Source organism: Desulfonema magnum, from assembly GCF_017377395.1.
GTDB classification, from domain to species: domain Bacteria; phylum Desulfobacterota; class Desulfobacteria; order Desulfobacterales; family 4be13; genus Desulfonema_C; species Desulfonema_C magnum.
In genome coordinates, this window is record NZ_CP061800.1 from 3179327 (window position 1) to 3191685 (window position 12359).

The 12359-nt window shown below is 44.3% G+C and carries 10 protein-coding genes and 3 tRNA genes; 8 read left to right on the forward strand and 5 right to left on the reverse strand.

Annotated features, from left to right (window positions below):
- The first annotated feature begins 192 nt into the window (after window positions 1-192).
- From dnm_RS12595 to dnm_RS12630, 8 genes are all read left to right on the forward strand, one after another.
- Entirely contained in the window at window positions 193-474 is a 282-nt protein-coding gene (locus dnm_RS12595) for an STAS domain-containing protein (protein ID WP_207682998.1), read from the forward strand.
- Window positions 475-957: 483 nt separating this feature from the next.
- Window positions 958-1326, forward strand: a complete 369-nt coding sequence (locus tag dnm_RS12600) for a response regulator (RefSeq protein ID WP_246556303.1) — start codon at window positions 958-960, stop codon at window positions 1324-1326.
- A 262-nt stretch (window positions 1327-1588) separates the two neighbouring features.
- Window positions 1589-1948 carry a four helix bundle protein gene (locus dnm_RS12605; RefSeq protein WP_207682999.1) on the forward strand — a complete coding sequence of 120 codons (360 nt, stop codon included), beginning with the start codon at window positions 1589-1591 and terminating at the stop codon, window positions 1946-1948.
- A gap of 493 nt (window positions 1949-2441) precedes the next feature.
- Window positions 2442-2807 (forward strand): response regulator, encoded by a 366-nt coding sequence (locus tag dnm_RS12610; protein ID WP_207683000.1) that lies wholly within the window; start codon window positions 2442-2444, stop codon window positions 2805-2807.
- A gap of 11 nt (window positions 2808-2818) precedes the next feature.
- The gene (locus tag dnm_RS12615) at window positions 2819-3184 is read left to right on the forward strand and encodes a response regulator (protein WP_207683001.1); all 366 of its coding nucleotides are present in this window, start codon (window positions 2819-2821) and stop codon (window positions 3182-3184) included.
- Between the two features lie 9 nt (window positions 3185-3193).
- The gene (locus tag dnm_RS12620) at window positions 3194-5968 is read left to right on the forward strand and encodes a chemotaxis protein CheA (RefSeq protein WP_207683002.1); all 2775 of its coding nucleotides are present in this window, start codon (window positions 3194-3196) and stop codon (window positions 5966-5968) included.
- 117 nt (window positions 5969-6085) lie between these two features.
- The gene (locus dnm_RS12625) at window positions 6086-7222 is read left to right on the forward strand and encodes a methyl-accepting chemotaxis protein (RefSeq protein ID WP_207683003.1); all 1137 of its coding nucleotides are present in this window, start codon (window positions 6086-6088) and stop codon (window positions 7220-7222) included.
- 271 nt (window positions 7223-7493) lie between these two features.
- On the forward strand, window positions 7494-7805 hold the full coding sequence (locus dnm_RS12630) for an STAS domain-containing protein (protein ID WP_207683004.1): 312 nt from the start codon (window positions 7494-7496) through the stop codon (window positions 7803-7805).
- Window positions 7806-8082: 277 nt separating this feature from the next.
- Here dnm_RS12630 and dnm_RS12635 read toward each other — a convergent pair.
- The 5 genes from dnm_RS12635 to clpX all read right to left on the reverse strand — a co-directional run bounded on the left by dnm_RS12635 (window position 8083) and on the right by clpX (window position 12358).
- Window positions 8083-8161 (reverse strand) — tRNA-Asp (locus dnm_RS12635).
- A gap of 111 nt (window positions 8162-8272) precedes the next feature.
- Window positions 8273-8351 (reverse strand) — tRNA-Asp (locus tag dnm_RS12640).
- Between the two features lie 50 nt (window positions 8352-8401).
- Window positions 8402-8477, reverse strand: a tRNA-Val gene (locus dnm_RS12645).
- Between the two features lie 83 nt (window positions 8478-8560).
- Window positions 8561-11005 carry an endopeptidase La gene (gene lon, locus dnm_RS12650; protein WP_207683005.1) on the reverse strand — a complete coding sequence of 815 codons (2445 nt, stop codon included), beginning with the start codon at window positions 11003-11005 and terminating at the stop codon, window positions 8561-8563.
- Between the two features lie 93 nt (window positions 11006-11098).
- Window positions 11099-12358 (reverse strand): ATP-dependent Clp protease ATP-binding subunit ClpX, encoded by a 1260-nt coding sequence (clpX, locus tag dnm_RS12655; protein ID WP_207683006.1) that lies wholly within the window; start codon window positions 12356-12358, stop codon window positions 11099-11101.
- Window position 12359: the final 1 nt, after the last annotated feature.

Sequence of the window (12359 nt, forward strand, 5' to 3'; positions counted from 1 at the left end):
CGGACTTCCGGATCAGTATCAATTGTTTCCTTTGAAAAATCAAAGATTCATTTCGGCCTCCTTCACAGAAGCTGAAAAATAGTTCGGACTTTTTCCGAACTGCAAAACAATTTTGCAAAATTGTTTTGCAGCAAAGTATGAACCGACAAATGAAGGATGCCTTCATTTCCACTTCATTCGCGCCGGACAAAAATGAAAACAAACATACAAGATGGAACATTAACGATTATCCTGCCTCCTGACTGCACGATACCGAGAGCAGAATCTGACACAGATAAGATCAGACCGCTTGTTTCAGACGATATCAGAAAAATCGAAGTGCAGGCCAAATCGGTGGAAGAGATGGATACCGCTTATATCCAAATACTTTTGTCTCTGAAAACCACGGCTGACCATATGAAGATACCTTTTCGGATTTCAGAAATGTCCCCTGAAGTTCTGAGGGTTTCCGAACTGCATGGTGCGGAATTTTAATAAGTACCTGAGTAAAAGTTTTCGATCTGTGCTGTTATGTATAACTATTTGAAATTAAAGAGAGATGTAGGGCGGATGGAGCGAAGCGGAACCCACCCTACAAAAATTGTAACTGCACAGGTCGAAAGTTTTTTATAGATATTTTTTCCCCTGCTGGCGGCGAAGAAACCCGGGTTTTTACCGCCGGGAGAAGGAACTTATTCCATGAGAAAAAGCCGGGTTTCTTTCCCCGGGCATATTTTTTCCCCCTGCTGGCGGCGAAGAAACCCGGGTTTTTACCGCCGGGAGAAGGAACTTATTCCATGAGAAAAAGCCGGGTTTCTTTCCCCGGGCATATTTTTTCCCCCTGCTGGCGGCGAAGAAACCCGGGTTTTTACCGCCGGGAGAAGGAACTTATTCCATGAGAAAAAGCCGGGTTTCTTTTCTAGGTACTTATCTGAATATCTGACAGAGGATGTAAGGGCATATCGCCGAAAGGAATTCATGATGTCAAAAACAGTGATGATCGTAGATGATGCGATATCAATTCGGGGATTGGTGAAAATAACTTTGGAGAATGCAGGATATCAGGTGACAGAAGCCTCTGACGGAAAGGATGCCCTGACCAAAATTTCAGCACAGAAGATACATCTGATAATTGCTGACTTGTATATGCCCAATATGAATGGCATGGAACTGATAAAAACCCTGAAGATGAATCCCCGGTACAAATTCATTCCTATCGTTGTTCTTACCAAGGAAAATGATCCGAATATGAAGCAGAAAGGACGGACAGCAGGCGTGAACGCCTGGATTGTAAAGCCTTTCAAACCCAAAACAATCCTGAGTGTCGTTCAAAAAATCATCGGCTAAAAAATGAAACTGGAAACTGGAAACTGGAAACTGGAAACTGGAAACTGGAAACTGGAAACTGGAAACTGGAAACTGGAAACTTGAAACTGGAAACTGGAAACTGGAAACTTGAAACTGGAAACTGGAAACTGGAAACTGGAAACTGGAAACTGGAAACTTGAAACTGGAAACTGGAAACTGGAAACTGGAAACTGGAAACTGGAAACTTGAAACTTCGAAACTTGAAACTTGAAGTTTCAAGTTTCAAAACAGGGGGGCTTATATGAAAGAAGTTTACGAACTGGATGTCTATAAGCTGGCTGAAAAACTTTCGGATGCGGTTTGGCACGCTTTTGACGGATGGCCTGACAAAGCCAGGAAGACAATGGGATATCAGATCATTCGTTCCGCTGACAGCATTGCTGCAAATATTGCCGAAGGATATGGTCGCTACTCTCCGGCTGACAGGAAAAACTTCTATCGGTACGCAAGAGGATCATTTGAAGAAACAAAAGCCTGGCTGAGAAAGGCGATTCGAAGGAAAATCATTTCAAAGGATGAAGTTTGGCAATACACAGAAATTATTGACGAACTTGGCCCCAAACTCAATGCTTTTATTAACAGCACAAAAAAATTAAATTAGCCTTGAAAACATAACGCTTCCGAGTTTCAAGTTTCAAGTTTCAAGTTCCGAGTTTCAAGTTTCAAGTTTCAAGTTTCAAGTTTCCAGTTTCAAGTTTCCAGTTTCAAGTTTCAAGTTTCAAGTTTCAAGTTTCAAGTTTCGAAATTTCAAGTTTCAAGTTTCAAGTTCCGAGTTTCAAGTTTCAAGTTCCGAGTTTCAAGTTCCGAGTTTCAAGTTTCAAGTTTCAAGTTTCAAGTTTCAAGTTTCAAGTTTCAAATTTCAAGTTCCGAGTTTCAAGTTTCAAGTTTCAAGTTTCAAGTTTCAAGTTTCAAGTTTCAAGTTCCGAGTTTCAAGTTCCGAGTTTCAAGTTTCAAGTTTCAAGTTTCAAGTTTCAAGTTTCAAGTTTCAAATTTCAAGTTCCGAGTTTCAAGTTTCAAGTTTCAAGTTTCAAGTTTCAAGTTTCAAGTTTCGAGTTTCAAGTTTCAAGTTTCAAGTTTCAATCTGGGAGATAACTATGCCAAAAACGATCATGATCGTAGATGACGCTGTATCCATCCGTGGGTTGGCAGCTATGACGCTGGAAAATGCGGGCTATCAGGTCATACAGGCCCGTGATGGAAAAGATGCGTTGGAAAAAATTTCAGGCCAGAAAACAGATTTGATCATCGTGGATATCTACATGCCCAATATGGGCGGTATCGAACTGGTAAAAACATTGAAAGCGAATTCTCAGTATAAATTCATTCCCGTCGTCATACTCACCAAAGAAAGTGATTCAGATATGAAACGCCAGGGGCAGATGGCTGGTGCAAAAGCATGGGTGGTGAAGCCTTTCAAACCCAAGACCATTTTGAATGTTGTCCGGAAGATCATCGGATAAGGAGATAAGAAATGCCAAAAACAGTGATGATCGTAGATGATGCCGTATCCATCCGGGGACTGGCCTCCATGACGCTGGAGAACTCGGGGTATCAGGTCATAGAAGCATATGACGGAAAAGATGCGCTGGAGAAAATTTCAGGCCAGAAGGTGAATATGGTGATCACTGATTTGAATATGCCCAATATGGGCGGTTTGGAATTCATAAAAGCAATGAAAGCGGATTCCCGCTACAGATTCATTCCTATTGTCATCCTTACCAAAGAAAATGAGCCGGATTTGAAACATCAGGGTCGGCAGGCAGGCGCAAAGGCATGGATCACCAAACCTTTTAAGCCGAAAACCATTCTGGGAGTTGTTCAGAAGGTCATCGGATAGTAGATTCAAATGACGACAGAAAACTATACTGAATACTACCGAAAGCAGTTTTATCAGGAAGCCAGGGAGATCATTGAAAAAGTCAATGATGATATCCTTCAGGCTGAGGCGGCTCCGGATAATCAGGAGCTTTTACACGCTATTTTCAGAGGAATCCATACAATTAAGGGAAGTGCCGGTTCTTTTGACCTGGAAGATATTTCGGAGTTTACCCATCATCTTGAGGGACTTCTGAGCCTTTTACGCGATGGGAAGATTTCTCTGACTCCGGAACTGGCGGACGTGATTCTTGCCGGAACAGATCACATTTTCAAAATGATTGAAGATCATGCAGCAGGCCGGGAAGCAACCATTGACCAGAATCTGACAAAACGGTTTCAATCTTTTTTAACAGCTTCTCAGCAAACAGAGCTTTCCGGAGAGACTCCGTATGAAATATCTTCGCCAAAAAAGATAGATATTCCTCTTCCTTCTGAAGTTCAGGATGCGTTCCAGGAAGCCGCGGCCATTGGTTTGTATGTGTTTCGGGTGCGCCTGAAGTATTCATCCGAACTCCTTGAAAATGGCTATGATCCGCTGGTTTTTCTGCAAAATCTGAGGCAGTCCTGCACCTTTTATCATGCAGTAATAAACGCTTCTGTTCCTCTGATTGAAGAATTTTCTCCGCTGACGCTTTATCTGTATCCCACGGTTTATGTGGCAACAGCATTGTCAGCAGAAGATATCAAGGAACTGACGTTTGATCCTGATCTGATTCTGGTGGAAGCTGTCCATGTCCGCTTAGATGAAGTTCATGCCGAACCCTTGCATGAATTTGTGGACAGTGCCGTGGAAATACTTGAATCGCTGGAAAAAGCGGTGATTGATTACGAAACCAGCGGTTCTCGAGAATCTCTCAATGAAATTTTCAGAATGGTGCATAATCTGAAAGGGGACGCGGGGCTGATCGGTCTCGAGGAGATCAATGTCTTTGCCCACGCGCTGGAATCCCTGCTGGAACGTCTCCGGTCCGGGACCATTCACCGAACCTTTGCGCTGGTTGATGTGATTTTGCAGTCTGTTGATTTCCTGCGGCAAAGTGTGCTGAAACTGGAACAGGGGATAAAGATACCTGATTTTCCGCCGGTTTTTGAGACGCTTAAATATTATGCGTCAATGAAGGATGATTTGGAGAGGAAACAATCACTTTTAAAGGATGTCTCACCCGAACTCAGAGATGTTTTTACCGAGCAGGCCAGACAATATAAAGATATCCTTCTTGGTCATACTATCAGACCGGACATTGGGGATGCTGAAAAAACAGAAACAGTGAAAATCGTTACAAGAGCATTAAGAGGACTTGCAAAAGCTTCGGAATTTGTGGGTCTCAAAACGCTTCAGGTCCAAGCTCAGAAAGCACTTTCCGCCTCAGACAGAGAAGATGACCAGATGTTAGCTGAGGCAGTGGAAAAAATCACTGCTTTCATAGATGGCCTGGAAGGAGAGCCGGAAGATCAGACCGCTCCCAGGGTTTCGCGGGAAGAGGAAAGTCTCTCGAAAAAAGAACCCGGCATGGAAATCCGGAGTCTGAGAATAGATGAACGAAAAGTGGATCACTTTACCAATATGGTAGGTGAGCTTCTCATCGCACGAAATACTTACGATCATCTTGTGGGGCAGTTGGAAGATGCTGAGAAAACCGGCTCCCGAGGAGCTGATCCGGCTGTCCGAAAAACAGTAAAAGCTCTCAAAGAAAACCTTCACCTGTTTTCCCGTCTGACAAACGATATCCATCACGGTGTCATGTCTCTGAGAATGATTCCTGTAAAAAAAATTTTTCAAAAATTCAACCGAATTATCCGGGATATCAGCAGAAGGCAAAAGAAATCCGTTCAACTGCTTACCGGCGGTGAGGACATCGAGATTGACAAAAAAGTGGCAGATATGCTTTCCGATCCCCTGATACACTTGGTGAGAAACGCATGTGACCATGGGATAGAAATGCCTGAGATTCGAAAGGCCGCGGGCAAACCTGAAAGGGGAACAGTAATTATCAGCGCTTCCCAGGAAGGGAGCAGCATCTACATCAGAATCATTGATGACGGCCAAGGCATTGACAGGCAGAAGCTTTACGAAAAAGCCAAAGAGGCAGGAGTAGCGACGGATTTGCCGGATGACCCTTCTTTGCTGGATCTGGTTTTCATCCCCGGCTTATCCACCAGCACCCAGGTTTCGGATATTTCAGGCAGAGGTGTGGGGATGGATGTGGTGAGAACCACAGTGAATTACCTGGGCGGTACGGTGGGATTGATTTCCAATGAGGGAAAAGGTACGGAAGTCGTTCTTTCAATCCCCACAAGTCTGGGCATTGATACGGTTCTTTTTGTGGAAGCCGGAGGAATATCATATGCAATTCCCCTTGAGTACATCGTGGAAACTCTCAAGATTCCTTTTGAAAAAATAAAAAGCGCCGGCAGACATATGGTGTTTCACCACCGGGGAGAAGTGCTGTCAGTGGAGCGTCTTGAAAAAATTCTTTACAGTAACCACTTATCATCCGACACTTATCAGCGTTCAGAGACAACTGACAGGTCCTCGCCGGAAACGGATGACTGTTCCGTGGTGCTTGTAAAAACCAGGCGGGGAAAATGCGGCCTGATTGTTGACCGTCTTAACAAAAACACAGAGGTTGCCATAAAGCCGCCTCCGGGTATCCTGGCAAGCATTGACATTATCAGCGGTGTCAGCATTATGGGGGACGGAAAGGTTTTTCTTGTGCTGAATCCTGAAAATTTTTTTAAGTGAATTTTTTTAATAAAAAGGAGTGTGAAAATTTTATTTTCGCATAAGCCGGAGCCTGTGTTGCAGAATGCAAAAATATAATTTTCGCACTCCTCCGGTCTTGTAATTCAGAAAAATATTATGGAAAAAAAACAGAAACTGCTATTTCGGGTTTTGCTGGCAACAAGTTTTCTGCCATCATTTGTTTTTTTATTTATCGCCCTGAAGCCGTTATATGCCTTGGCAGGAATTTTTATTTTTATACTTTGCCTCCTCGGGTTCACAAAAATTTATTTTAATTATGTGCGGCGTATTTTGGCCAGTTCTCACACAGACATACAGAATATCATACAACGTCTCGCGGGTGTGAAAGAAAGGACGGAAAGAGAAACCGTAAACATTATATCTCTTTTGCAGTCAATTATCCGAAGAAGCAAAGAAGGATCCGAAGAAGCAGAGGCAGTAGTGGCTTATTTTATGGGGAACCTCAGCGAGGATCGGACCTTCGGAACCAGCTATGTCTCCCGTATGCTTGAGGAAAATGAGTCCGCAGTGGCAAATGCAGGTTCCGTACTCCGGGCCATCGGGCAGATCAACCGGGATTTTCTGGACAATCTGACAAGCATATTCAGCAAAATCGAAACCATTAATCAGTTTGTCTCGGAAATAGATAAAATCGCTTTTCAGACCAGGCTGCTGGCGCTGAACGCGGCTATCGAGGCCGCCAGGGCAGGAGAAAGCGGTCTGGGATTCTCCGTAGTGGCAGAGGAGGTGAGAACCCTGGCAAACCGGTCAGGTGAAACTGCTTCGGATATCAGTAAAACCGTGGAAGAATCCATGAAGATTGTCTCAGAACTGAAAGGAAATATAGATGAGCAGGGGAATATTGGGGATTTTGAGATTGATAATACGGAAAAAGAACTGAAAGAGACCTTTGAGCGATTCAAAAAATCCATAGATAACATATCCGAGGCCATTGATGTGCTGACCAAAAACTATCAGATCATATCAAAAGACATTGAAAATGCCACCGTATCTCTCCAGTTTCAGGATGTGATCAATCAGGAAATAGAGGATATTAATGCTTCAATGCTGAATTTTAAAACTCAGTTTGAAATTGCTTATGGAATATGGGAATATTCGGAAGACAGACATGAATCCGATCTCAAGGCAGATATCACAGAGACCTCTCTGACAATACAGCATAAACAAATCTCCACCGTCAAAACGCAGCAGATATACGGAAAAGAGGATGAGGATGATGTCGAGTTTTTTTAAAACAAGATGCTAAGTACCGGAGCAAAAATTTTTATATATTTTTCCTGTGAGCGGCGGAGAAATCCGGCTTTTCCCTTCACGGGCGGCGGCTCATTCCGGGAAAAAAGCCGGGTTTCTTTCCCTTGCGAATATCGGAAACTTATGATCAGGTACTTATTTTTCCTGCGAAGAAAAGAGCATGATCCCGGGAAAAACCCCGGGTTTCTTTTCCAAGCAAATATAAAACTCAGGGTCTGACTTATCCTCTCTTTTTTTCAAGAGGAAAAAAATAATGATTACATCAACAGAAAAAATAGGCAACAGAATGGTCATCAAAGTGCTTAAAGATATTGATGACATGAAAACTGGTGAGGAATTCAAAGCGGCCATGATGGCGCTTTACACAAAAGGAGAAAAGGAAATTGTCATTGATTTTGGACAAATTAACCTGATCAACAGCCATGGTATCGGAAAAATTCTGATGTTTTACAGGCGATTGAAAGCCATTGGCGGGAAAATATATGTTGCGCCCCTTAATGAATCCATCAGAGAAATATTCGAATCCCTTATGTTGGATAAGCTCATTCCTGAAATAAAGATATAGGAATCCCGCGGAGGAAGAAACCCGGGTTTTTTATCCGGATGAGGCACCTTCCCCGCAGAAAAAAGCCGGGTTTCTCAGCGGCCCGTCTTTTTTGTCCTGTACACAGTCCGGAAACTTTTTGATCTGCTGATATTATTTATTCGGAGTTTCCTTATGAAAACAATTCGCGGCAGATGGTTCAGCAGATGCCTGTTTTTACACGCGGGCAGCGGTATCTTGTTCTGATTCAACAAAAAAAGGGATCAGCTTTTATAAGCAGACCCCTTTGATTTTTTAGTGGCGGGGACGACGAGACTTGAACTCGCGACCTCTGGCTTGACAGGCCAGCGTTCTAACCAAAGCTGAACTACGCCCCCGAATCTGAAACAAAACAATAAACACTCAAAAGAACGTACTGCGGAAGAAATTTGAAAGGATAACAAAAAAGGGCCCCGCAATGACTCAGCCATTCCCTTTTGATTGTTTAGTGGCGGGGACGACGAGACTTGAACTCGCGACCTCTGGCTTGACAGGCCAGCGTTCTAACCAAAGCTGAACTACGCCCCCGAATTTTGAAACAAACACTTTCTTTTTCTTGCCACTACTTCCAGGTGATATGGTAGGCGGAACAGGGCTTGAACCTGTGACCCCCGGCTTGTAAGGCCGGTGCTCTCCCAACTGAGCTACCCGCCCCTGAAAGTCTGTGTTTTAGCAACTTAGTCAGATGATGTCAAGCTTAAAATCATCCTGAAAAATCTTTTTTTTAAAAAGCTGATTTAATTGATGGTTGTCGTCTGTTGTTTTATCTCGTCAGATTTATCGGCCATTATTTCAATGGGCATATCATTTTCATTAAAAAGGACTTCGCCCTCATTGACGATCAGCGCATGGGACAGGACCTCATCCATATGCTCCACCACATGGAATTTGATCTGTTTGAATATGCTGGCAGGTATTTCTTTTAAATCCTTTTCATTTTCTTCGGAAATAATAATCTTCTTAATCCCGCCTCTGTGAGCAGCCAGGACCTTTTCTTTTAAGCCGCCAATGGGAAGGACCCTGCCGCGCAAGGTGATCTCACCTGTCATGGCAATATCCCGATGAACCGGTTTTTTTGTAAGTGCTGAGACAATAGAAGTGCAGATCGTGATGCCTGCCGAGGGCCCGTCCTTGGGAATGGCACCTTCCGGCACATGGATATGAATATCAAATTTTTTGTAAAATTCATTATCAATCATCAGACGGTCCGCACGGGAACGGGCATAACTTACCGCTGCCTGTGCAGATTCCTTCATCACATCCCCCAGCTTGCCGGTGATAATCAGGTCCCCCTTCCCGGGCATGATGAGGGTCTCAATACAGAGGAGTTCGCCCCCCACCTGTGTCCACGCAAGCCCTGTGACAATGCCGATCTGATCTTTTTCTTCAGCCTGGCCATGCCTAAACCGGGGCGGTCCCAGATATTTCGGAACAGATTTTGACGTGACCTTAAAGCCCTTGTCTTCTTTGCTCTTTACAACTTCACGTGCGATTTTCCGACAAATGGAAGCGATCTCCCGCTCCATGTTTCTGACACCGGCCTCGCGGGTATATTCCTGAACAATACGAAGCACAGCATTCTTGGAAAAATGTATTTCCCTACCCTCAAGTCCGTTCAGTCTGAGCTGTTTGGATATAAGAAACTCTTTGGCAATGCGGTATTTTTCATACTCGGTATAGCCTGCCAGACGTATCACTTCCATCCTGTCCTGCAAAGGAAGCGGTATCGTGGGCAACGTGTTGGCAGTGGTGATAAAAAGAATATCTGTGAGATCATAGTCAAGATCAAGATAATGGTCATTGAAGCTGTAATTTTGTTCAGGATCAAGCACTTCCAGGAGGGCAGCGGAAGGGTCTCCCCTGAAATCCATGCTCATTTTATCCACTTCATCCAGACAGAACACCGGATTGCTGACACCGACCTTTTTCAGAGACTGAATGACCTTCCCGGGCATGGCCCCGATATAGGTGCGCCGATGTCCCCGTATCTCAGCCTCATCTCTCACACCGCCCAGGGAGAGGCGTACAAATTTTCTTCCTGTGGCTCTTGCAACAGATTTTGCCAAAGATGTTTTTCCGACACCCGGAGGACCCACAAGACAGAGGATGGGACCCCGGACTTTTTTGATCAGCGCCTGAACTGCCAGATATTCCAGAATGCGTTCTTTGGGTTTTTCCAGCCCGTAATGATCCTCGTTTAATATGTTTTCAGCCTCTTCAAGATCGGTCTTGATTTTGCTCTTATCAAACCAGGGCAGGCCAATGATCCATTCAATATAGTTACGCACCACCGTGGCTTCCGCGGACATGGGGGTCATCATCTTGAGCTTTTTGAATTCCTGCCTGGCCTTGGCCGCGGCCTCTTTTGACATCCGTTTCCGCTTAATACGCTTTTCAAGCTCGTTGAGTTCGCTGCTCGGGTCTTCCTCCGTGCCCATTTCTTTTTTAATGGCCCGCATCTGTTCATTCAGATAATAATTCTTCTGGGTTTTCTCCATCTGGTCTTTGACACGGCCCTTTATTCTCTGATCCATCCTGAACACTTCAATCTCCATGCGGATCAGGCGAAGCAGAAAAGAAAGTCGCTTACCCAGGGAAACAGTTTCCAGCAGCTGTTGTTTATCCTCAATTTTGAATGAAAAATGGGCAGCCACCGTATCAGCCAGTTGCGAAGGGCTTGAAATGGCAGACACATTGTTTACAAGGTCTTTTGAAATATTTTTGTTCAGTTTGGCATATTCTCCGAAACATTCAAGAATAGACCTGGACAACGCCACCTCTTCGGCTGTGGCTTCGCCCGATTCATCAACAGGCGCTATCTCTACTTGAAAATAGTTTTCATTTGGTATAAAATTCAGAATACGCCCTCTGGACTTTCCTTCAATCAGCGCCTTTACCGTACCATCCGGAAGCCGAAGCAGCTGAAGAACAGTGCCGATGGTTCCCACGGGACTGATATCTTTTTCACGAGGATTATCAATACCGGCCTTTTTCTGGGTGGAAAGAAACACTCGCTTGTCATTATTCATTGCATTGGCGAGGGCGTTCACAGATTTTACGCGTCCTACAAAAAGCGGAGCGACCATGTGGGGAAAAACTACAATATCCCTGAGAGGTAAAAGTGGAAATATCATTTTTGAATCAGATCCGTCTTGCTTGAAAATTTTCGGCAGATTTATCATGCGTTTCTCCGTCTGAAAACCTGAAACCTGAAACCTGAAACAGAATATGAGTTTCAAGTTTCAAGTTTCAAGTTTCAAGTTTCAAGTTTCAAGCTATGCCTGTTTTTTGGTTTGTTCATATAAAAGAATCGGTTCTTCTTTATTCAGTACCACATCTTCGCTGATCACACATTCCTTCACATTTTCAATGGAAGGAATTTCATACATGATTTCAAGCATACAGCTTTCCATAATCGCACGAAGTCCCCTGGCCCCTGATTTCCGCTTCAATGCCTCATTTGCAATGGCTGAAAGGGCACTGTCCGTTAATCTGAGGTTCACGCCTTCCATCTCAAAAAGTTTTTTAAACTGTTTGACCAGGGCATTTTTAGGCTCTTTCAATATTCGAATCAGCGAGGGTGCGTTCAGTTCACCAAGGGTCGCAATGACCGGCAGCCGACCCAGGAATTCAGGAATCAGGCCGAATTTGATCAGGTCTTCAGGCTGAATCATTTTCAGGATTTCACCGATATTTTTCTCTTCCATCTTGGCGATATTGGCACCGAATCCCATGACTTTGGACCCGATACGCCGCCGAATAACATTATCCAGCCCGTTAAATGTTCCGCCGCAAATAAACAATATGTTTGACGTGTCAACCTTGACAAAATCCTGCTGAGGATGTTTTCTTCCGCCTTTGGGGGGAACGCTGGCCGTGGTTCCTTCGATAATCTTCAACAACGCCTGCTGAACCCCCTCGCCCGAGACATCACGGGTGATGGACGGATTGTCAGACTTTGAAGCAATTTTGTCAATTTCATCAATATATACGATGCCGCGCTTGGCTCTTTCCACATCATAATCCGCATTCTGAAGCAGCGAAAGGATAATGTTCTCCACATCCTCCCCCACATAACCGGCCTCTGTCAGACTCGTGGCATCCGCAATGGTAAAGGGCACGTTCAGGAACCTGGCAAGGGTCTGGGCCAGCAATGTTTTTCCGCAGCCTGTGGGGCCGATGAGAAGAATGTTGCTTTTCTGAATTTCCACATCTTCACCGGAGCGGGAACCGGAGACACCCATGGAATCAAGCCGCTTGTAGTGATTATAAACCGCGACAGAAAGAATTCGTTTTGCAGAATCCTGTTCGATCACATAATCATCAAGCATGGTCTTAATTTCTTTTGGAACAATCGAAACATCCGTATCTCTGGCGTCTTTTTCATTTTCTTCTTCAATGATTTCGCCGCACAACTGGATACATTCATCACAGATATAAACCGCAGGTCCCGCGATCAGCTTTTTAACCTCTTTCTGACTTTTCCCGCAAAATGAGCAGAAGAGATTCTCAGTCTCGCCTCTGTTTTTCGCCATC